Raw genomic sequence first — 22,131 nt, forward strand, 5'->3', positions numbered from 1 at the left:
ATTCGCAAACTCTATTTTGAAGATTAAATATCTATCGGCATTAAACCATAATTATTGTATATAAAAGTGGTTTAAAAAAAGGAAATGCTTTCTACATTTCCTTTCTGAAATTAATATTTTTTTTCGACTATCTGTAAAACAACTTAAACAGAAATTGGTTCAAGCCAATTGATATCTTTTTTTAGAAGTCTTAATGTCTCTGCTTCTTTCGACTCTTTTTTAATTTCATATTGGTAGGTCCATTTTACTTCAGGCGGCATACTTACCAAAATCGATTCAGTTCTGCCATTGGTATCCAGTCCAAATTTGGTTCCCTTGTCCAATACCAGGTTGAACTCAACATATCTTCCACGGCGATGCAGTTGCCAATCTTTTTCTTGCTCACTGTATCGTTTCGAGGCATTGTTTTGCATGATTTCGCAATAGGTAGGAGCGAAGAGTTCACCTACATCCAAAACAAATGTAAATAACTGTTCTTTTGTCATTCCCGAGGAATCATTCAGATGATCGAAGAAAATGCCTCCAACGCCACGCGTTTCGTTCCTGAAGGGCAAATAGAAATACTCATCGGCCCAAGGTTTAAATTTGTTGTAAAACTCAGGATTGTGTTTGTCACAAACTTTCTTCAATTTCAAGTGAAACTCTTTTGCCTGATTTTTATCTACATAAATTGGAGTGAGATCTATTCCTCCGCCAAACCAATATGTATCATCACTCAACTCAAAATAGCGAACATTCATATGAATAATGGGTACATGAGGATTTTCTGGATGCATGATTAAGGAAACACCTGTTGCAAAAAAATCATCAGCCTCAAGTTTTAATTTGCTCTTTATTTTTTCAGGCAGCTTGCCATAAACCGCAGAAAACTGAACGCCACCTTTCTCTATGATATTCCCATTCTTGATTACGCGGCTTCTTCCGCCTCCACCTGCTTCACGTTCCCAAATGTCTTCATGAAATTGAGCACCACCATCGCAATTTTCCAATGCTTTGGTAATTTTATCTTGTAGTTTTTTAAATTCTTCGGCTATTTGTTGTTTCTGCATATTTTGTTCTTTTTGTTTAGCATGATTTTCTTGCCGTTTTGTTGCTTTTTCGCTGAAACCGACTCAGCATTTTTTTCTCAAAATTCCAAAAGAATCGGAATTGTCCCAACAAGGTTCCCAAGATTAAAAGTAAAACCTGATAAGTAGGGGTGATAATTAAAATGCTTAGTAAGATTTTTAGAAAAATATTGGTATCAGCATCAATCGAGAAGTATTCAAATATTGGGTTACGAATCATTACAGATAAACTACCAGTAATCGAGAATACAATTAGAATGATTACCAGCTGTAGGTTTGAATTGATTTCCCAGCGCTTTTTTAGTTTTTTAAACATCTAGAGGTATTATTTAGATTTGTTTCAGATAAAGCAAATATAGCATAAAATACCTTTAGGTCTTAAATAGAATCTGAGAAATCTGTTTGATTTTATTGATTGTACAATAGAGAAGAAAATAAAGATCAGAAAGCATAAAAAAAACCGTCTCTAATTGAGACGGTTTCTATAAATATATTTTCGATCTGCTTATTCAGAAACTCTTTCTAACCATTTAAGCATAAATATCATGATGAACATTGAAATAGCACATGCCACGATGAATACTGTCCATGTTAACCAAATTGGTACTCCAACATAAAGCATAGCACCAAAAACTAAAAGTTGGTTACCAGCTCCAGTTGCACCTAACCAAAGACCTTGCATTAATCCTTGATATTGAGGAGGAGCTACTTTTGATACGAAAGAAATACCAAGAGGGCTAATGAAAAGCTCAGCTACAGTCAATATAAAGTAAGCACCAATTAGAAGGAAAGGAGTAACTTTTTCAATTTCTGGAAGACCTCCCATTTCAGTTACCTTAGAGAACAATGGTACATTAAGAGAACCAATAGTCATTAATACATAAGCCAATGCTGCGATAAACATACCAATAGCAATTTTCTTAGGTGTTGACGGCTCAATTCCACGGTTACGTAACCATCCGAAGATTCCAACTACGATTGGAGTTAAGAATACCACAAAGAATGGATTCATTGACTGGAAAATTTCAGGGTTCAATTCAAAACCAGCTAATTTTAACACAGTATAATCCCTTGCAAACATGGTTAGTGTTAATCCATTTTGGTGGAAAGAGAACCAGAAGAAAATTACAACACCAAAAACAGCTAATAGAGCGTAAATTCTTTGTCTAACCTCCTTGATATCCATTTCAGTTACAGTGGTGTTGTTAGCTTTAGCTTCAGCAGCTTTTTTTGCTGGATCAGGAAAGCTAACTTTATTTTTAAGATAGATAGCCAATGAAATTAACATTGCTATAATAGCAACCCCAAAAGCATAGTGGAAACCTTCATTAAATACATTTAAGTAGTCGTTACAGAAAGAGGTATAATCAGAAATAGGAGCTTCGCTTACCTGATTTGCAAGTTCATGAAATCTTTCTCTTGCTTGTTCTGTAAGAGTTCCTCCTAAGTGTTGATGACACAATTCAGGAAGGTTAGCGTTGTATGTATATCCAGATCTTGCTAGCCACCAGCTTCTTAATGATGGAGCAATCATTGGAGCAAAAATACCTCCAACATTGATAAACATATAGAATAAAGAGAAACCTGAGTCTCTAACTTTTTCATACTTAGGGTCATCATACATCTGACCTACTAGTGCTTGTAAGTTACCTTTGAACAAGCCATTACCAAATGCAATTACACCTAATGCAACACAAGTTGCTACTAGATAAAAAGTTAAATTTGGAACCGGAGTTGGTGTTGGAACTGCAAGCAATACATATCCAAAAGCCATCATTAATAAACCTGCAAGGATAGTTCCTTTGTAGTTTTTAGTTCTGTCAGCAATAATACCACCTACAATAGCAAGAAAATAGATTGAAGAATAGAAAGTTGAATAAATCCAACCAGCAGAAGTTCCATCTAATCCAAATTTCGCTTGTAAAAATAATACCAAGATTGCCATCATGGTGTAGAAACCAAATCTCTCGCCCATATTTGCTAGAGCGGCCGGAATTAGTCCTTTAGGATGTCCTTTAAACATAAATGTTAGTTTTAATTTATAATAGTTTCGTTTTAGTTATGAAAGTGACAAATATATAGAAAAAAACAGAAGTCCATAATGATTTGTAAGCGTTTCGATCTATTTTAAATCGTTTTCGAAAGAAGCGGCGAATTTCAAAAGTTTAGTATCTTTGATTATAAAGCCTATTTTGCTGTATGTTTGGCACTTTTACTACTGTTTTTCCATTTGTGTTACCTGTCGGAAACATGTTATAAAAAAGCAATCTGAATAGGAGTGTTTGCATACAATATCAATTGCATTTTTACGTCTAAAATACAAACCGATTGAACAATGAAAATATTTCCCGCCTCAAAGGTTGCTAAGATTGATTCTTACACGATAGAGAATGAACCGATTGAATCAATAGATTTGATGGAGAGAGCTTCGAGCAAACTATTTAAGAAGATTTTGAAGAAATTTCCTGCGCCTAGAAATTGTAAAATTTTTGTAGGGCCGGGAAATAACGGTGGAGATGGTTTGGCGGTTGCCAGAATGTTGGCAGAAAAAAACTATGCGGTTGAGGTGTTTATCGTTAAAATTACGAATCAACTTTCGAAAGATGCAGAGCTAAATTTGCAGCGCTTGAAATTGATAAAAACAGTGGATATTTACGAACTAACTTCGATTGATGCAATGCCGTGGCTTTTCCCGGATGATATTGTGATTGATGCGATTTTTGGTTCGGGGCTTTCAAGACCAATTGAAGGTTTGGTTTTTGAAGTAATTAAAGCGATTAATGCCAGTGAGGCTTGTGTTGTAGCTGTAGATATTCCTTCGGGCTTAATGGGAGAGGACAATTCAAAGAACAATTATCAGGGAATTGTAAAAGCCAGCCTGACCTTAAGTTTTCAATTTCCAAAGTTGGCTTTTTTGTTTCCGGAAAATTCAGATTATGTAGGAGAGTGGGAAGTTTTACCTATAGGATTACATCCAGAAATTATTAAACAAGAACAAACTCCTTATAAAATGTTGAATCGTGAGTTTGTAAAATCTCTTTTGATGCCTCGTAAAAAGTTCGATCATAAAGGTACTTACGGTCATGGTTTATTAATTAGTGGAAGCTATGGAAAAATGGGAGCGGCTATTTTGGCATCACGAGCAAGCTTGCGCTCAGGGATTGGCTTGCTAACTTCTCACATACCAAGGTTGGGATATGAAATTATGCAGACTGCGGTTCCTGAGGCAATGGTGAGTATCGATCGTTCGGATATCATTTTTACTGAATTTCCTGATTTAAATCAATTTAAAGCGGTAGCCATAGGACCCGGTATCGATAAAAAGCAAAATTCTTATTGTGCCATGATCAATTTATTGAAAGAGATAAAAATCCCTATGGTAATTGATGCCGATGCGATTAATATTATGGGTGAACATCCCGAATTAAAGGCGGACTTGCCAATGGGATCTGTATTTACTCCGCATCCAAAGGAATTTGAGCGATTGGTTGGAAAATCAGAGGATAGTTATACACGGAATTGCATGCAACTTCAATTTGCAAAAGATCATGGCGTAACTCTTGTATTAAAAGGAGCCTATACGGCAATTGCATGTCCTGAGGGAAGTGTTTATTTTAATCCAACAGGAAATCCAGGAATGGCAACTGCAGGAAGTGGAGATGTGCTTACAGGAATAATATTATCTTTGCTTTCACAAGGGTATTCTTCGAAAGTGGCAACAATTATTGGAGTATATCTTCATGGTTTGGCGGGCGATCTGGCATCAGAAAAAATCGGGTATGAGGCTTTGACAGCCAGCGATATTATTGATTTTCTGCCAAAAGCATGGATAACATTGAAAAAATAGGGAATTGTAGAGACGTAATATGCTGCGCTTCTGCCTAAAAGATAATATAAAATGAACAGAAATATTTTAAAATTACTTGTCGCAATTTTAATTGTTGGTGGAACAATTGGGAATGCAAATGCACAAAAACGCAAAACTTTAGATACTCCAAACACGGTTATTTATGCTTTACCACAAACAGTATTGAAAGTGGATGTAGTGGCTGAAAAAACAATCATGAAAAGAGGACCATTTGCCGACTATGCAGAAAAATACCTTGGAATTTCAGATGTTGTAACCAGCGATGGCGTGGAGTGGAAACTAAAGTCGATAGAACTAAATGGAGTGGGTGAGATTGATCCTGAACAGTACTATAAAATAACTGCTTCAGTAGATTATGAACCAAGTTTAATTTCTTTAACTTCTGAAGGGTTGATTCGTGGATTTAACCTGAAGAACTCTTCTTTTGAAAATGTAGAAAAAGAGATAATATCTCTTTCATCTGATGAAGTTAAGATGGAGTATGGAAAAATTTCGATTGATCCTATTGTGAAGTATCGAAAGGATACTACATACAAAGTTGTTGAAACGGATACAGCATTTGTAAAAGTTCCTGTGTTGGCGAAGCAAGCTCTTATCAAAACGTTGGAGGAAAAAGCTGAAGAAGCAGCTCACCAGATTTTTAAATTGAGAAAGAGAAGATTTAAAATTCTTACTTCGAATTATGAAGTACTACCTCCTGATGGAAAGGCTTATGAAGTATTGGTAAAAGAATTGGCAAAATTGGAAGAAGATTACATTTCGATGTTTGTGGGTAAAAAAGTAAGCATTCAGAAAGCTTATCAATTTTCATATGCACCAAAGCAAGGTGAAAATGGCGGCGTTATTTTCAGAATGTCACCACAAATGGGACCAGTTGGTGTGAACGATTTAGGTGGTCGCCCAATTCGAGTGGATTTTAAAAATTTAAATGTTACCAACGAATTGGCAATATTGCCGAGTGCAGGAGTTAATCCGCAAACTCAAATTGCATATAGAATACCTGGTATGGCTGATGTGTCCATTTCAAATGGCAAAAGTGTTTTATTAAAGAAACGAATGCCAATTGCACAGTTTGGTAAAATTGCAAAAATGCCTGCTGAAGTTCTTTTAAACGAGAATTACAGCATTGAATTCTATCCGGATTTAGGTTCAATAAAGGAGGTGACAAAGTAATATCAGTTATCAGTAAACAGTTGGGATTCCGATTTAGTTCGGATTTCCAATATCAATAAAATATCAGAACCCAAATCTCAAACTCCATAATTGGATTTTGGAATTTGGGTTTTGAAGCTTCAATAGTTTCTTAAAAAAACTTAATTCCTTATCACTTTTGCAATAAGTCTTTTTGCCTTCCTCAAAAAATATTACCTTTAGTGCTCTTAAATAATAAACACAAAATTTAACGGAGGAAATATATAATGAGCAAAGAAATTTTAAGCCTCGAGCCTAAAGCAATCTGGGAAAATTTTTATTCTCTAACTCAGATTCCACGTCCATCGAAGCACGAAGATGCGATTCAGGATTTTATGATGAAATTTGGTCAGGACTTAGGTCTTGAAACCATTAAGGATGAAGTTGGTAATATCATTATCAAGAAACCAGCTACTCCAGGTTACGAAGATCGTCAAGGTGTTGTATTGCAAGGTCACTTGGACATGGTTCCACAGAAAAATGCTGATACAGTTCATGATTTTGAAAAAGATCCGATTACTGCAATCATTGATGGTGAGTGGGTAACAGCTGAAGGTACTACTTTAGGTGCTGATAACGGTATGGGTGTTGCAGCTGCAATGGCTATTCTACAAGCTAAAGATATTGAGCATGGTCCAGTTGAGGCTTTGTTTACTGCTGATGAAGAAACAGGTATGACAGGTGCTTTTGGTCTTCAGAATGATGTTTTAGATGGAGATATCCTTTTAAACATGGATTCAGAAGATGAAGGTGAACTTTATGTAGGTTGTGCTGGTGGTATTGATGCAAATGTTACCATGAAGTACAAAGAAGAAAAGTTGGAAAAAGGACATGTTGCTTATAAGCTTTACATGAAAGGTTTGAAAGGTGGTCACTCAGGAATGGAAATTATTCTTGGTCGTGGTAACTCTAACAAGTTATTGTTCCGCTTCTTGAAATATGCTACTAAAAACTTTAAGCTAAAATTGGCTTCTGTTGATGGTGGTTCGCTTCGTAATGCAATTCCACGTGAGTCTTTCGCAGTAGTTGCTGTACCTGAAAAATATAATGAGAAATTCTTAGCTGCAATTGCTGAATTCGAAGCTACTTACAAAGCAGAATTGTCAGCTGTTGAACCAGATTTGGCATTCTTTGCTGAAGCAACTGATGTACCTAAAAAAGTATTCAAGAAAAAATCACAGAAGAATTTAATTAACGCTATTTATGCTTGTCCTAATGGTGTAATCCGCATGAGCGACGATATGCCTGGATTGGTTGAAACTTCTTTGAATCTTGCACGTGTATACAGTGAGAATGGTGTAATTATTATTCAAGCTTTGATTCGTTCATCTGTTAATTCAGCTAAAGAAGATTTAGCTCAAATGGTTTCTTCTACTTTCGAAATGGTAGGTGGAAAAGTGAAATTGGAAGGTGAATATCCAGGATGGAAACCAAATATGGAATCTCCAATCTTGAAAACCATGCAAACAGTTTATAACGATAAGTATGGTAAGATTCCTGAAATTAAAGCAATTCACGCTGGTCTAGAGTGTGGTTTGTTAGGAGCTGTTTATCCAAAATGGGATATGATTTCATTTGGACCAACTATTCGCTTCCCTCACTCTCCAGATGAGAAAGTGAAGATTGATACTGTGGCTAAATTCTATGATTTCTTAATTGAAACTTTGAAGAACGTTCCGGTAAAAGAAGCTGTTGAGGCATAATTAAAAGCAATCAGATATAGTAAAGGACGTACATTGTACGTCCTTTTTCTGTCTACATGTATTTTGTTTTCTGTACAGATGTAGCATTGCTACATCTCTATCTAAATCTCTTCAAAAGAAGGAATATCACCAAATAAAAAAGACTTCCAACACAACTGGCGACAATTAAGGAGCAAGAGCAAATTGCAAGTAGTTTTCACCCAGTGTTTTTAAATTCATTAAATCGGGAACTTCTGTTTGAAAATGTCCTGTTAGTACAAAAGCTCCGGTTTGATAACCAGCAATAAGAATTAAAGGAATTATTGGTGGAATGCTACTAATATTAACCGTTACCAAAACCAGAACTTTGTTAAGGCGCAGCAATACCGCCAGCGATAATGCCAATGCAGTTTGGAATCCCCAGGTTGGAGAAAAAGCAATAAATGCTCCCAATGCTAAGGAAAGAGCAATTACTGAATTGGAATTGTTGGATGCCGTTATTTCTGCAACAATTGCTTTTTTAATTCTCGAAGGTCTAAATTTTTCGATGTATGTTTGATAATTCATATCTACCCAATTTCTCTTTTCCAAGAAACAAATCGGAAATTAAAATGTTTGGTGAATCAATATCGATTTAATACAAATGATATTCTTTGATTTTTCTCTAGCCTTATTAGATTGTTAAGTATTCAATAATGATTATTCTTAACAGCTTACTGCTAGCTTATAATGGTTCACTGTTTGCTATTCATTGTTGTAATCCAATTCCCTTCAGTTGTCAGAAAATCTTTCATTAAATTGACTGTCATGCATGAGTGAACGGGTAATATTCCAATAAGATCGCCGATTGTGAATTGATCAAACAAATCATCGCTGCAACGAATAATTCCATGCTCTTGTGATAATTCTGCCAAAAAACCTCCTCCCAGAATTTCACTCCAACCATTTTCAGTTATTCGAACCAAGCTACCAAACAACTTTGTTCCTTCGTCGTCGGCCTCAATAAATTCTTTAGAGAAGTGAACGCCACCGCCATGAATCACCAACTCATTTCGATCAATATTTCTGGCTATAATCGGACAGGCCATGGCAACTGCAATTTCGTTTTCTTCGCACGAACCTAAAACATATTGCATGATATCATAAAAAACAAAGTTACCTGGTCGAAGCTCATCAACACCGTAGAATTCCTCACTTATGCTACATGCAGGAGTATCGCCCAAGGAAATTTCGATATTTGGGATATCTTTTCGGAATACATCCTTTAATTCATTTAAATCAAGTAATGTTTTACTGTGATTCTTATGAATTTCATTTTGATCGCTAGCCTTGTAATTATGCCCTGTATGAGCCAGGAAACCTCTACAATTCAACTTTTCAGTTTCCTTCATCAAATCAGTGAGAATTTGGATAGATCCAATTGCTTCAGCAGGAATTCCACTTCGGTGATAGCCTGTATCTATCTTGATAAAAATACCTACAGGATGTTTCAATTCCGATTCCAAAAAGAGAATGGCTTCTCTCGATTCAACGACCAGATTCAATTGAATTTTTGAAGCCAATTCGTTAATTAAATCAATTTCACGAACATTAACAGGAATGGCCACAGTAATATCTTTCCAACCATGATCGGCAAAATATGCTGCCATATCCATTGACGAAACGGCAATACTTTCAACACCTTTTTCTTTGAACCAATTTCCTACTTCAGCAGATTGATGAGTTTTAAAGTGCGGACGCAATCGTGCATTGGCTCTTTGTGCCTGGCAATCATTGCTTCGATGTTGGTCATGCATTTTTGCTTGTCTAACAATAAGGTTGGGCGAATTATTTTTGAGTCTAATTTATTCATCAGGTCTTTGTCTAGTGAAAGTAATACAGGTTTAAAATCTATTTAATTTTTGCTCTGATATTTTTAAGCATACCGTCTCTCAAATCGAGCAAGTTTTCAGATATTCCAACCTTGTAGATATGCGGACTGATAAAGCGTTTGTGCTCGTCTGGCAATTGATTAAATCTCTGCTTTAGGTATGCATTGATTTCTCCTGGTGTTTTATTTTCAATTAAAATTTCACCCTTTTCCATTACCTTTTGAGTCAACTCTTCGGCTCTAAAGTTGGTAACTTCAGTATTTTTGTCTTTATGAAATGGATGGTAAATTTTGTTTGCTTCTTCTTCATGAGCAAGCAAAATTCCATCTCTGAAAAACTTCCCATCCTGATCGAAATATCGTATCAATTTCTTTCTTCCAGGCATTGTTATCTTTTCAATGTTCTCTGATATTTTCAAACGAGGAATTCCATTGTTTTCAACCAATTTGTACACTCCATCCAAAGCGCCTGTATCCTTTCCTGTTACCAATTCGGTTCCAATGCCATAACCATCGATTCTTGCTCCTTGTTCGTTCAAACTTTTAATCACGTATTCATTTAACTGATTTGAAGCAAAAATTTGAACATAGTCCAAACCTTCATCGTCAAGCATTTTTCTGGCTTTTTTACTCAAATAGGCCAAATCACCGCTGTCTAATCGAATGCCGATTAGTTTATTTCCATTTTCTTCTAATTCCTTTGCTACAATGATTGCATTCGGAATGCCTGATTTTAATGTATTGTAAGTGTCTACAAGAAGAACAGTACTTGTTGGATTTATTTCTGCATATTTTCTAAAGGCTTCCAATTCATCCTCAAAACTTTGTACCCATGCATGAGCTTGAGTTCCACTTACGGGAATATCGTAATTGAACCCGCTGTAGACATTGGATGTGCTATCTGCACCTCCTATTACTGCAGCGCGTGAAGCATGAATGCCTCCCAAACCTTGAGCTCTTCTCAAACCAAAATCAGCGAAAGCTTTCTCTCCAATTACATTTCTTATTCGACACGCTTTGGTTGCTATTAGCGATTGAAAGTTCAAATAGTTAAGTAGAAGCGTTTCAATTAGCTGAGCTTCAATAATATTTCCTTCTACACGAACGATTGGTTCATTGGGAAATACAATTTCACCTTCGCGCACACTATAAATGCTGGCATTAAACTTAAAATCCTTCAGATAGTTTAAAAACTCTTCTCGTAAACCAGACTTTCTTAAGAACTCAATGTTTTTATCATCATACTTGAAGTTTTGTAATATTTTTAAAAGATCGTGAAGGCCGGCAAAAACAAGGTATCCGCCTTTATATGGATTCGTTCGATAGTAGTAATCAAAAACTGTTTGTTCTTGTTCTTTACCACTTAAGTAATAACCTTGTGCCATGGTTAGCTCATAATAATCAGTATATAAGCCAGCATTTCCTGTTAAAGTGTTCATCCGTTTATAATTTCATTTTGTTGTCGGATGTAAGCCGCAAGATTAAAATAATCATTGTCTTGTATGTTTAATAATTATTTTAATCTAGCTCGTTTCATCAGATTTAATTAAATAAAAATCACATCAAATATAGGGATTATCTGCCTTACAAACCTGAAATGTGGAATCAATATAGATAAGTTAAAAATGTTTTGAGGTAATTTGTTACTATCTGTATTAATCCTAAATTAGCAACCTTTTAAAAAATTAAACAACAAAAACTTATAAAAATGGTAATGACTGCGCAATTAAAAGAATCTATTAGAGATTCTAAATCGGCCAGATGGTTTGTTTTAATTACAGTATCTTTTTTGATGCTTACCGGATATTTCTTTACAGACATCATGTCACCTTTACAAGGAATGTTGAGAGATCAAATGGGTTGGTCTAATTCAGCTTATGGTACATTTGCAGGATCTTATTCAGCATTAAATGTATTCTGTTTGATGTTAATTTTCGGAGGTATTATTCTTGATAAAGCTGGTATTCGCTTTACAGGAACCTTCTTTGTTGGAGTTATGATTGTTGGAGCATTCTTTAATTATTATGCAATGACTGATACGTTCAATAATGGAGGTATTGGATATGCATTTTTAGATTCATTTTTGACAGATTACCCACCTTCACTTAAGATGGCTATGATTGGATATTCATTGTTTGGAGTAGGAGTTGAAATTGCTGGTATTACTGTTTCTCGTATCATTGTAAAATGGTTTAAGGGAAAAGAAATGGCATTGGCAATGGGATTAGAAATGGCTTGTGCTCGTGGAGGTATGTTAATTGCATTCTCTGCTTCACCATGGATGACGGGTGCTGATAAAATCATTACACGTCCATTGGCATTTGGAGTAATTCTTTTAATTATCGGTTTGTTGGCATTTTTTGTTCATAACATGATGGACAAGAAATTAGATGTTGAGGTTGCTGCTGATGATTCAGTTGAATCTTCGGAAGATGAATTTAAAATATCGGATGTATTCTTGTTGTTCAAGAATCCTGGATTTATCTTGATTGCACTACTTTGTGTATTATTCTATTCGGCAGTTTTCCCATTTACCAAGTTTGCTCCCGATTTGATGGTGCAGAAATATGGTTTTGCTGAAGAACTTTCGGGAATGATTGTTGGACTTCTACCAATTGGAACCATGGTGTTGACTCCAGTGTTTGGTGCATATATGGATAAAAAAGGAAAATCAGCAAGTATCATGATGTTAGGATCATTGTTATTGATTTTCTCTCACGTAATTTTTGCTTACCTACCAGGAAACACTGCTTTTGCATTTGTTGCAATGGTTGTTTTGGGATTTGCATTTTCATTCGTTCCTGCTGCAATGTGGCCATCAGTACCAAAAATTATTCCTGAATCTCGTTTAGGTTCTGCTTATGCAATGATCTTCATGATTCAGAATGTTGGTTTGATGTTGTTCCCTATGTTATTAGGATATGTATTGGATCAGTCGAACAAAGGATTAATTGAAGGCGAAGCTCTTAACTATACCGATTCGATGACCTTAATGGTAGGATGTGGTATTGCAGCTCTTATTGTTGCTTTCTTCCTACGTTCAATCGACACCAAGAAAGGATATGGTTTGGATCTCCCAAATATTCAGAAATAATTTGATACCATTTCTGATTAAATATTAAAAATTGGAATAGTGCTGATGGAGAATTACAATCTAGTAACAAATGCTGTGCAATTACTGGGTATTTAAAAATCTTTTGGTACCAATCAAACATATTATGAAAGTCGCCTCATAGGCGACTTTTTTTGTGCCTCATGTTCTATCATGAATTCAGTCATTTGTTTTTTAAGTCATTAATCTTAATTTAGTGGGCTACTAAAATGATTAATAAAAGTTTAACCCTAAAATTTTAATAATGACAGACGCTATTAAAAAGACGTTGAGAGAAAACGCAGGTGCCCGTTGGTTTGTGTTAATTCTCGTTTCGGTAACCATGCTTATTGCGTATACCTTTATGGAGGTGCTTTCTCCTCTTCAAACACTAATTCAAAGTACTTACGGATGGAGTGGTACCGACTGGGGATTGGTTACAGGTGCTCAGGGATATCTGAATGTATTTGCATTCATGTTGATATTTGCAGGTATTGTACTGGATAAAATGGGTATTAAATTTACCGCAGTAGGATCTGGTTTGGTAATGATTATTGGTGCTACTATAAAGTATTATGCTTTTGCTCATAACTTTGAAATGGGCGCTACAATTATTGGAATTGATGCTAGAGTTTTTGTTTCAGCTGCGGGTTTTGCTGTATTCTGTGTTGGTGCCGAAGGTGCTGGTATCACTGTATCAAGAATCATTGTAAAATGGTTCAAAGGAAAAGAGATGGCATTGGCTATGGGTACAGAAATGGCATTGGCTCGTTTAGGATCATTTCTTGCCTTGTTTGGATCACCACGTTTAGCAGATGCTTTTAGTATTCCTACAGCTGTTTTGGTTGGTACTTTGGCACTTTGTATTGGATTAATTCTTTTCATTGTTTACTGTGTAATGGATGTGAAATTGGATAAGCAAATAGAGGATGAGGCTGAAGAAGAGGAACCATTTAAAATTGCTGATCTTGGATTAATTATTAAGAGCAAAGGTTTTTGGTACATTGCTATCCTTTGTTTGTTATTCTATTCAGCAGTATTCCCATTCTATAAATTTTCATCAGGTTTGATGGTAAACAAGTTTGGTATTGATCCTTCAACAGCAGGTGATATTCCATCTATTTTGCCATTTGGTACAATCCTGTTAACACCTCTTTTTGGTTTTGTTTACGATAAATTAGGTAAAGGTGCTTCTATTATGATTTTAGGAGCTGTGCTGCTTGTAATTGTTCATACCATTTTCTATTTACCTGCACTTACTGCAACTTGGGTTGCTATTGCTGCCGTAATCCTTTTAGGAATTGCTTTCTCTTTGGTTCCTTCGGCAATGTGGCCATCGGTTCCAAAGATTATCCCAGAGAAACAATTGGGATCTGCTTATGCTTTGATTTTCTATGTACAGAACATTGGTCTAATGTTGGTGCCAATTCTTTTAGGTGTTGTTTTGGATAAGACTAATCCTGGTGTAAACGAGAAAATTGAAACTGCAATTGCAAACTTCAGAGCAGAAGGAGTACCTGCTAACGAAATTTCTGCTAAGGTTCAGGGATTAAGAGAAATCGGAGAGATTCCAATGTTCGATTATTCTTCAACTTGGTTAATTTTTGTAGGATTAACGATTCTTGCTACCATTTTTGGTTTCCTATTGAAAGCGGAAGACAAGAAGCAAGGATACGGTCTTGAATTGCCAAATATTCAAAAATAATTGAATTAAGATATTGTTTTAAAACCGTCTTGAACGCTATGTTTAAGGCGGTTTTTTTACCGATAAAATCCAAGGCTAACAGATTCAAAGGTGTTGTCAGGTTTTCCTGATCTGTTATCCTGCTAAGCTGCTGACAGCGACAAAGAACAACCCCAATAAGCAAAGATGGATGAGCAGCATCTTTATTGGGAGTACCAGAGCAAATTGCTATCCAGTACCCCAAATTTGGGGTGCAGGATAGCAATTTTCCCCTTTCAAGCCTCAAACTTTCTATCCCGAAGCTCGACCGAGGACAAAAACATAGAAAACTTGGTGTATACTTATAGCAATTCCCCTATAGCTTAGGGCAAATTTTCTTTCTTCGAACCCATTGTTTCTATCTTAAGGGGCAAACTTTCCCATCAAGAGACCTAAATTGCCCTCAAAAATATCGAATGTCTCAAAAAAAGATAGCAATTTGCTATCTGTACCCCAAAATTTGAGGTCACCGATAGAAAAGTCGAGGGTATAAACCCCAATGTTGCCCCTCCCTAGGGGAAAATTCTTAACCACGATGGCAATTTAGAGGATAGCAAGCCTTTGTCCGATGATCAGGAGAGAAAGTTTTACATGTAAAAGTTCAGTTAGCAGAAAAAAAGGACAAGAGTAAAGGTAGAAAAGAGAAATGTTTTCGGTTTGAGGTAACATTGTTCTTAATTCATGCTGCTTTTATGGATCTGGACTATGGATGAACACTTCGGTCTAATAATACCCGAGGCTAAGGTATTTTAATACCTTGCCTTAAGGTAGACTAATTATTATGCCATATGAAAAAGCTTTTGTATTTTCGGAACCAATTGTTTAAAAAATACTTATCCTAAATGAATACTAAATTAATCACATTTTTGTTAGACACTTACCGTCAATCCTGGAATGAGTTTAAAAATACCATTAGTGTATCCCTAAGAGAATCTGCATTAGTTCGATGGGCAATGTTACTTACAGTCGGATTTGTTTTAGCAGCAAATTATTATTTCTACGATGCTTTATCACCATTAAAATCAACCTTAACCAGGGAGCTTGGTTTTGATAGTACTGATTTTGGACTGTTTGTTTCAGTATATTCAGTACCCAATGTATTTTTACTAATGGCGGTTCTTGGTGGAGTAATTCTTGATAAACTGGGCATTCGCAGAACTGGTTTCATGTTTATTGCATTTATGGCATTGGGAGCCTTGATAACTGCCTATGGAGCCAGTGATATGTACCGCAATGAAGGTTTAGGTTACGCTTTTATGTCATCTTTTATGCCTGGATATTCACCAGAGCTAAAAATGATGTTATTGGGGCGATTCTTGTTTGGTTTAGGAGCGGAAACCAGTATTGTTGTAATTAGTAAAATCATTGTAAAATGGTTCAAAGGAAAAGAGCTTGCTTTGGCATTTGGTGTAAAACTAGGTTTGGCTAGAACAGGTTCTATGTTGGCATTAATGCTTTCACCTAGATTGATTAATTCTGAAGCTGGATGGACAGTGGCAACATGGTTTGCAGCTTTCTTTGTAACTACGGCACTTCTTGTATTTTTGATTTATATGATGTTCGACCTGAAGTTGGACAAGCAAGTTGAGAAAAGTACACTTGAATCTAAATCAGATCCATTTAAGTTTTCAGATCTTGGAAAATTGATTACAAATCGATCGTTTATTTTTGTTACACTTTTGTGTTTGACCTTTTATTCAGCAGTGTTTCCATTTTTTGCATTTTCAGCAGATTTCTTTAAAAATAAATTTGGTTTAACTGAAATCCAAAGTGGTGATATTGCAGCTATGATGCCACTAGGAACCATGTTGTTTACTCCTATCTTTGGATTCTTTGTAGATAAGTATGGGAAGGCAGCATCCTTGATGATATATGGTTCATTAATATTAACAATTGTACATCTCACTTTTGCTTTTACCACAGTTACTCCATATGTTATGATGGTGGTTTTGGGCTTAGCATTCTCGTTAGTGCCAGCAGCAATGTGGCCTTCTGTTGCTAAAATGATTGATGAAAAGAGAATTGGATCAGCATATGGTTTCATGTTCTCAGTGCAGAACTTAGGTCTTTGGGCTTTTCCAATTTTAGCAGGAATGATTTTAGATGGAACAAATCCTATAGGGACAGGAAGTTTAGATTATACTTATGCGATGATCATGTTTTCTTGTCTGGGAATTGTTGGATTTGTCTTTGCTCTTTTGTTGAAGCGAGAAGATAAGGTCTCAGGATACGGTTTAGAGTTGCCCTCGAATAGTAAATAGAGATATTTCAATATAGAAAACGAAGCTGTCAATGATTTGACAGCTTTTTTTTGTGTCTGAAATTTAGTCTATTGAATAAAATATAATAAGGAACAATGAATTTTGAGTAGGGTAATATTCTACATCTTCGTTTTATTAGTAGACAAAGCTTAGAATTGCTCGCAACCTTTTTGTTAAAGATGCATCTGTAAAATAAAAATCTACCTTATGAAAGTACGACTAATTTATGCTGCTATAACATTGTTCTCATTTGTTTCCTGTTCTACAGTATCGAATACATCAAGAATAAATTCCAAATTGATAAACAATAAATACGATAATCAAATTAGCATGGAGTTTATAGGAAATGACAATTGCTGTGTAGAAATGAAGAATTGCGAAGGTGTTTGGAACCGTGAGAATAAAACAATCTACCTGACAGGATTAATTGCAAACAGTGATTGTCTGGATATTGCTGAAGAAATTAGTATTGGAGTACAAGGGATTGACTTGAATAATATTAAGTTTCCTCATGTAGTTCGTGGTGAATTTGATGAATCGGGTTATGTATCCTGGTATAATGAACAAGAGGTACAAAGGGAAAGATATTTTTGTAATAAGACTGGAGTTTGTGAATATCAGGGCAATGTAAAGAAAGACAAGATTAAACTCACACTAACTGGATTTGAAAACAATGTGTTATACGGAAGTTTTGAGGGACGAATTTTTCTAAAAGGCACTGGTAAGTTGAAATTTGTGAAGACAAGTGAATACAAGGACATCAGCAATGGAAGCTTTAGTGTAAACCTAACTAATGAGCAGTTTAAAAAGCGAACGAATTATTTGGTAAATAGATAGACCGAAATTCAAATCCCCCGGGAATTAATATTGAATCGATTTGTCGGACAATTTCAGGTTGTTCGTGTAGTATAAAAAAATCCCGCTTTTTGGCGGGATTTTTATGCAATATATATTGATCTTAGTCAATCATTCTGTCGATTGTTTGTGCTCGGTTAGGACCTACCGAAACAACTTTTACAGGAACTCCTGTTTCTTTCTCAATGAAATCAATGTACGCATTAAATTCTTCTGGGAATTCATTTTCGTGAGTCATTGAAGTCATATCAGTTTGCCATCCTTTAAATTCAGTATAAACTGGCTCAATATCTTCAGTCATTTCGTAAGGAACGTGCTCTACTTCTTTGCCGTTTACTTTGTATGAAGTACAAATTTTAACGGTTTCAAAATCATCCATTACATCTGATTTCATCATGGTTAATTCTGTAACTCCATTAATCATGATAGAATACTTTAAAGAAACCAAATCTAACCAGCCACAACGTCTTGGACGACCTGTTGTAGATCCGTATTCGTTACCATTGTCTCTTAATTTTTGTCCGTCCTCGTCGAACAATTCAGTAGGGAATGGTCCCATACCAACACGAGTACAATAAGCTTTAAAAATACCGATAACATTACCAATTCTGTTAGGAGCAACACCTAAACCAGTACAAGCACCAGCACATACAGTATTCGAAGATGTTACGAATGGGTATGAACCAAAGTCAATATCCAATAAAGTACCTTGAGCACCTTCCGCAAGAATTGATTTGTTTTCTTTTAATGCGTCGTTTAGGAATTGTTCGCTATCGATGTGTTGGAATTCGCTAAGAACTTTAATTCCTTCGAACCATTCTGCTTCGTACTCTGAAATATCATAGTCGAACTCATAGAATTTGTCAAGCATCTGACGGTGCTTAGCAACCAGAAGTTCGTATTTTTCTTTAAAGTTACTGTTAATGTCACCAACTCTTAACCCATTTCTACCAGTTTTGTCCATATAAGTTGGACCAATACCTTTAAGAGTAGAACCGATTTTCGATTTTCCTTTGGCAGCTTCCGAAGCAGCATCAAGAATTCTGTGAGATGGCAATATTAGATGTGCTTTCTTAGAAATGAATAAAGATTTAGACAAATCAATACCCAATTTTTTAATTCCTTCAATCTCCTTTTTAAAGATTACAGGATCAATAACAACACCATTCCCAATTACATTGATTTTATCATCACGGAAAATTCCAGATGGGATAGTATGTAAAACGTGTTTTATCTCGTTAAATTCTAAGGTATGTCCTGCATTTGGTCCACCCTGAAAACGGGTGATAAGATCGTACTTTGGGGTTAGTACATCCACAACTTTTCCTTTACCTTCATCTCCCCATTGGAGGCCTAAAAGCACATCAACTTTCATTTTGTCTAATAATTTGATTTAAATCTTATAATCTAATTTACCGGACCGAATTCTTATTTTTTTCGGATTTATAAAACGGTTCGGATTTGTTGTTAAATCTTGAAGGATGGTTACAAGTTTTAACAGTCAAAGGTAGTAATTATTTTGAAATGGCTTTGAAGAAAATTTAACTTGTTGATAAAATGTACAGATACAAAAAAACCTCTTGTTTTAAGAGGTTTTTAGAGAAATATGATTGTTGATAAATCTAGTTGTTTTCTAGTTTTCTACATTCCTGACAAGTTCCATAAATGTATAAAGAATGGTGTGAAACCTTGAAGTCCATATCATCAGATACATTTCTTCTAACATCATCAAGTCTTGTATCACAGAATTCTAATACTTTTCCACATCGAGTACAAATTAAGTGATCGTGTTTATTGCTATCGTAAGCCTTTTCGAATTGAGCAATATTTTTACCAAATTGGTGCTTGATTACCAGCTTGCAATCTAGAAGCAAATCTATGGTATTATAAAGAGTTGCTCTACTAACGCGATAATTTTTATTTTTCATAAAAATATAAAGCGATTCAATGTCGAAATGGCCTTCTCGTGAGTAGATCTCATCTAAAATAGCATATCTTTCAGGGGTTTTTCGGTGTCCCTTTTTCTGAAGATATTCGGTAAACATCTTCTTAACAATTTCTTTGGTGTCCTCGTTGCTCATATCTTAAAAATAACCTAGGTGTTATCTAATCTAATTTAAAATAATGGGTCTAAAATAGTAATTTTTTTTAGAAATAGAATGTTATTTAGAATAAATTTTCACTAGGAATATTCTTCAATATTTTCGATACGTTTCACATTATCAAGGCCTTTGATCTTAATGAGTTTCACGATAAGATTGTTAAGGTCTTCGGTATTGTGTACGTAAAGGTGAATCAACCCTTCGAAAACTCCATCGTGACTTTCGAAGTGAAGCGATCTCATATTCACATCATGATCTTTGGAAATAATGTTGGTTACTTCGTTTACAATACCAATCTTATCAATACCCGAAAGCTCGATAACAGCAAGGAAAGACATTAATCTGTGACTGGTCCAATCGGCGGCTAAAATACGATCTCCCTGACTTGACATGAGTTTTAAAGCATTCGGACATTTGCGCTTATGAATGGTTACATTATTGGCCATATCTAAATAACCAAGTACTTCATCACCAGGAATAGGCTTACAGCAAGTGGCAATTTTGTAAGACTCATTGGCAGCCATTTCACTAAGCATAAAAGTCTTTTTCTTGTCAATGGTCGGCTTCTCATCCTTAACAGTTTCTTCTACTGGTTCTTCTTCTTCAAGCTCCTCTTTTGTGTTGTTTCCAAAAAAGTTAAGTCTCCAATATTTAATGAATTTACTGCGCGATTTTCTGCGAACAACACCTTCTATGTCGTTGATATCGATTTTACCCATACCAACTTTATAGAATAATTCTTCTTTACCAGATAGCTTATAGTGCTCAAGCATTTTACGAAGAGCTTTCGCATTTAACTGAAGGCCAACCTCCAAAAGATGATCTTCTAACATTCTTGCTCCCTTACTCGTATATTCTTTCCTCTCTTTTTTAAAGGCTGCCTTTATTTTTGATTTGGCTTTTGCTGTAACAACAAACTCAGTCCACTCGTGTTTGGGTGATTGTTTTTCAGAGGTAAGAATTTCCACCTGGTCACCACTTTTTAACACATGGCTAAGAGGAACCAATCGGTGATTTACTTTAGCACCAATACACTTGTTGCCAATATCGGTATGGATTTCGTATGCAAAATCAAGGGTGGTAGCATTCTTAGGCAGAGTTTTAATATGACCTTTAGGTGTGAAAACCTGAATTTCATGTGAAAACAGATTTAGTTTAAACTCATCTAAAAATGCCATTGCATCGGCTTCGGGATTATCGAGAATTTCTCTCACATCGTTTAGCCATTTATCAAGTTCCGAATCGGATGAACCTTCAGTATTGTATTTAGAATGAACAGCAAATCCTTTTTCCGCAATATCGTCCATTCGCTCAGTTCTAATTTGGAATTCAACCCACTTGCCTTGAGGTCCCATTGCGGTAACATGCAAGGCTTCGTAACCATTTGCTTTTGGTGTGCTAACCCAGTCGCGAATGCGTTCAGGTTTTGGCTTATAGATATCAGTAATCAGAGAGTAAATATTCCAACACTGATTTTTTTCAGGAATGCCTTCTTCAGGTTTAAAAACAACACGAACCGAAACCATGTCATAAATTTCCTCTACACTAACATTTTGTGTTTGCATTTTGGTCCAAATGGAGTAGATGGAACGTGGACGATTTTTTATGGAACATCGGATGCTATTGTCTTTTAGCTTTACTTCAACTGGTGCAATAATTTGCTCAATAAGTTTTGCTTGTTTGACTTCCTGTTCTTTTATTTTCTCATGAATTAAGTTGTAATCATCAGGATGCTCATACTTTAAACTTAAATTCTCAAGTTCAGTTTTTATTGTATATAATCCCATCCGATGAGCTAAAGGAGCAAAAAGAAAAAGAGTTTCACCGGCAATCTTCATTTGTTTGCGCAATGGCATGGAATTTAACGTTCGCATGTTATGCAGGCGATCTGCCATTTTTATCAGAATTACACGTAAGTCATCTGATAAGGTGAGAAGCATTTTTCTGAAATTTTCCGCTTGCATTGATGTATTCTGATCAAAAACACCTTTGATTTTGGTTAAGCCATCAACGATTTGAGAAACTTTTTCGCCAAACAGATTTTCAATGTCTTCAACGGTATAATCTGTATCTTCAACCACATCGTGAAGTAAAGCTGCAACAATGGATTTTGTGCCAAGTCCCATTTCTTTGGCAGCAATATGAGCAACTTCTATTGGATGTAATATATATGGTTCTCCTGATTTTCTTCGCACACCTCTGTGAGCTTTCCATGCAAAATGGAAAGCTTTTTCAATCATCTTACGGCTCTCTTCTGTACGACTTCTTTTACAGTCTTTCAAAAGAGCTTCATAAGCATCAAGCACTAATTGTTTATCTTTTTCGGTTTCAACGTTCATAAATAAACTTGAGTTCTCTTCTTTGTTAATTTTAGTTGTAATCTTTAAATGTAGCGAAATCTAATTATTTTTTAATGCTTTG

The 22,131-nt window shown here is 35.5% G+C and carries 16 protein-coding genes; 7 read left to right on the top strand and 9 right to left on the bottom strand.

The annotated features are described in order from the left end of the window. Positions 1-143: 143 nt before the first annotated feature. The 3 genes from hemF to JCM15579_RS01390 all read right to left on the bottom strand — a co-directional run bounded on the left by hemF (position 144) and on the right by JCM15579_RS01390 (position 3,090). Positions 144-1,049, bottom strand: coding sequence for an oxygen-dependent coproporphyrinogen oxidase (gene hemF, locus JCM15579_RS01380; protein WP_054714638.1), 906 nt, complete (start codon positions 1,047-1,049; stop codon positions 144-146). A gap of 16 nt (positions 1,050-1,065) precedes the next feature. Beyond that, positions 1,066-1,383 (bottom strand): DUF6787 family protein, encoded by a 318-nt coding sequence (locus JCM15579_RS01385; RefSeq protein ID WP_054714641.1) that lies wholly within the window; start codon positions 1,381-1,383, stop codon positions 1,066-1,068. A gap of 189 nt (positions 1,384-1,572) precedes the next feature. Beyond that, positions 1,573-3,090, bottom strand: a complete 1,518-nt coding sequence (locus JCM15579_RS01390; RefSeq protein ID WP_054714644.1) for a peptide MFS transporter — start codon at positions 3,088-3,090, stop codon at positions 1,573-1,575. Between the two features lie 312 nt (positions 3,091-3,402). On the opposite strand from JCM15579_RS01390, the gene JCM15579_RS01395 reads away from it, so the two are divergent. The 3 genes from JCM15579_RS01395 (at position 3,403) to JCM15579_RS01405 (ending at position 7,829) form a co-directional block, all read left to right on the top strand. Continuing rightward, positions 3,403-4,914, top strand: a complete 1,512-nt coding sequence (locus tag JCM15579_RS01395; protein WP_054714648.1) for a bifunctional ADP-dependent NAD(P)H-hydrate dehydratase/NAD(P)H-hydrate epimerase — start codon at positions 3,403-3,405, stop codon at positions 4,912-4,914. 51 nt (positions 4,915-4,965) lie between these two features. Beyond that, entirely contained in the window at positions 4,966-6,108 is a 1,143-nt protein-coding gene (locus JCM15579_RS01400) for a DUF4831 family protein (RefSeq protein WP_054714651.1), read from the top strand. 245 nt (positions 6,109-6,353) lie between these two features. Continuing rightward, complete coding sequence (locus tag JCM15579_RS01405; protein WP_054714654.1) at positions 6,354-7,829, top strand: aminoacyl-histidine dipeptidase; 1,476 nt, start codon at positions 6,354-6,356, stop codon at positions 7,827-7,829. Between the two features lie 165 nt (positions 7,830-7,994). Here JCM15579_RS01405 and JCM15579_RS01410 read toward each other — a convergent pair whose 3' ends face one another. From JCM15579_RS01410 to JCM15579_RS01420, 3 genes are all read right to left on the bottom strand, one after another. Continuing rightward, entirely contained in the window at positions 7,995-8,375 is a 381-nt protein-coding gene (locus JCM15579_RS01410) for a DUF2062 domain-containing protein (protein ID WP_157471258.1), read from the bottom strand. Positions 8,376-8,542: 167 nt separating this feature from the next. Continuing rightward, the gene (locus JCM15579_RS01415; protein ID WP_054714661.1) at positions 8,543-9,604 is read right to left on the bottom strand and encodes an alanine racemase; all 1,062 of its coding nucleotides are present in this window, start codon (positions 9,602-9,604) and stop codon (positions 8,543-8,545) included. Positions 9,605-9,698: 94 nt separating this feature from the next. Then, positions 9,699-11,117 (bottom strand): nicotinate phosphoribosyltransferase, encoded by a 1,419-nt coding sequence (locus JCM15579_RS01420; protein ID WP_054714665.1) that lies wholly within the window; start codon positions 11,115-11,117, stop codon positions 9,699-9,701. 275 nt (positions 11,118-11,392) lie between these two features. Here JCM15579_RS01420 and JCM15579_RS01425 point away from each other — a divergent pair, with 275 nt between their 5' ends. From JCM15579_RS01425 to JCM15579_RS01440, 4 genes are all read left to right on the top strand, one after another. Then, positions 11,393-12,772 (top strand): MFS transporter, encoded by a 1,380-nt coding sequence (locus tag JCM15579_RS01425; RefSeq protein WP_054714938.1) that lies wholly within the window; start codon positions 11,393-11,395, stop codon positions 12,770-12,772. A 262-nt stretch (positions 12,773-13,034) separates the two neighbouring features. Beyond that, positions 13,035-14,474: an MFS transporter gene (locus JCM15579_RS01430; protein ID WP_054714667.1), complete on the top strand. Its 1,440-nt coding sequence runs from the start codon at positions 13,035-13,037 to the stop codon at positions 14,472-14,474. 860 nt (positions 14,475-15,334) lie between these two features. Then, positions 15,335-16,753: an MFS transporter gene (locus JCM15579_RS01435; protein ID WP_054714670.1), complete on the top strand. Its 1,419-nt coding sequence runs from the start codon at positions 15,335-15,337 to the stop codon at positions 16,751-16,753. A gap of 207 nt (positions 16,754-16,960) precedes the next feature. Next, positions 16,961-17,590 (top strand): hypothetical protein, encoded by a 630-nt coding sequence (locus tag JCM15579_RS01440; protein WP_054714673.1) that lies wholly within the window; start codon positions 16,961-16,963, stop codon positions 17,588-17,590. A gap of 121 nt (positions 17,591-17,711) precedes the next feature. Here the strand turns inward: JCM15579_RS01440 and JCM15579_RS01445 are convergent, their stop codons facing one another. The 3 genes from JCM15579_RS01445 to JCM15579_RS01455 all read right to left on the bottom strand — a co-directional run bounded on the left by JCM15579_RS01445 (position 17,712) and on the right by JCM15579_RS01455 (position 22,049). Continuing rightward, entirely contained in the window at positions 17,712-18,983 is a 1,272-nt protein-coding gene (locus tag JCM15579_RS01445; RefSeq protein WP_054714676.1) for an adenylosuccinate synthase, read from the bottom strand. A 247-nt stretch (positions 18,984-19,230) separates the two neighbouring features. After that, the gene (locus tag JCM15579_RS01450) at positions 19,231-19,689 is read right to left on the bottom strand and encodes a Fur family transcriptional regulator (protein WP_054714678.1); all 459 of its coding nucleotides are present in this window, start codon (positions 19,687-19,689) and stop codon (positions 19,231-19,233) included. 101 nt (positions 19,690-19,790) lie between these two features. Further along, positions 19,791-22,049, bottom strand: a complete 2,259-nt coding sequence (locus tag JCM15579_RS01455) for a RelA/SpoT family protein (RefSeq protein ID WP_054714681.1) — start codon at positions 22,047-22,049, stop codon at positions 19,791-19,793. Positions 22,050-22,131 lie beyond the last annotated feature (82 nt).

This window comes from Marinifilum fragile JCM 15579, assembly GCF_001310955.1.
In the GTDB taxonomy this organism is placed as follows: Bacteria; Bacteroidota; Bacteroidia; order Bacteroidales; family Marinifilaceae; genus Marinifilum; species Marinifilum fragile.

What these genes read in the sequence shown, in the direction of transcription:
- JCM15579_RS01415 (WP_054714661.1), bottom strand. Translation starts at nt 9,604, where the DNA reads ATGCATGACCAACATCGAAGCAATGATTGCCAGGCACAAAGAGCCAAT.
- JCM15579_RS01410 (WP_157471258.1), bottom strand. Translation starts at nt 8,375, where the DNA reads ATGAATTATCAAACATACATCGAAAAATTTAGACCTTCGAGAATTAAA.
- JCM15579_RS01430 (WP_054714667.1), top strand. Translation starts at nt 13,035, where the DNA reads ATGACAGACGCTATTAAAAAGACGTTGAGAGAAAACGCAGGTGCCCGT.
- JCM15579_RS01400 (WP_054714651.1), top strand. Translation starts at nt 4,966, where the DNA reads ATGAACAGAAATATTTTAAAATTACTTGTCGCAATTTTAATTGTTGGT.
- JCM15579_RS01440 (WP_054714673.1), top strand. Translation starts at nt 16,961, where the DNA reads ATGAAAGTACGACTAATTTATGCTGCTATAACATTGTTCTCATTTGTT.
- JCM15579_RS01405 (WP_054714654.1), top strand. Translation starts at nt 6,354, where the DNA reads ATGAGCAAAGAAATTTTAAGCCTCGAGCCTAAAGCAATCTGGGAAAAT.
- hemF (WP_054714638.1), bottom strand. Translation starts at nt 1,049, where the DNA reads ATGCAGAAACAACAAATAGCCGAAGAATTTAAAAAACTACAAGATAAA.
- JCM15579_RS01455 (WP_054714681.1), bottom strand. Translation starts at nt 22,049, where the DNA reads ATGAACGTTGAAACCGAAAAAGATAAACAATTAGTGCTTGATGCTTAT.
- JCM15579_RS01450 (WP_054714678.1), bottom strand. Translation starts at nt 19,689, where the DNA reads ATGAGCAACGAGGACACCAAAGAAATTGTTAAGAAGATGTTTACCGAA.
- JCM15579_RS01435 (WP_054714670.1), top strand. Translation starts at nt 15,335, where the DNA reads ATGAATACTAAATTAATCACATTTTTGTTAGACACTTACCGTCAATCC.
- JCM15579_RS01395 (WP_054714648.1), top strand. Translation starts at nt 3,403, where the DNA reads ATGAAAATATTTCCCGCCTCAAAGGTTGCTAAGATTGATTCTTACACG.
- JCM15579_RS01420 (WP_054714665.1), bottom strand. Translation starts at nt 11,117, where the DNA reads ATGAACACTTTAACAGGAAATGCTGGCTTATATACTGATTATTATGAG.
- JCM15579_RS01390 (WP_054714644.1), bottom strand. Translation starts at nt 3,090, where the DNA reads ATGTTTAAAGGACATCCTAAAGGACTAATTCCGGCCGCTCTAGCAAAT.
- JCM15579_RS01445 (WP_054714676.1), bottom strand. Translation starts at nt 18,983, where the DNA reads ATGAAAGTTGATGTGCTTTTAGGCCTCCAATGGGGAGATGAAGGTAAA.
- JCM15579_RS01385 (WP_054714641.1), bottom strand. Translation starts at nt 1,383, where the DNA reads ATGTTTAAAAAACTAAAAAAGCGCTGGGAAATCAATTCAAACCTACAG.
- JCM15579_RS01425 (WP_054714938.1), top strand. Translation starts at nt 11,393, where the DNA reads ATGACTGCGCAATTAAAAGAATCTATTAGAGATTCTAAATCGGCCAGA.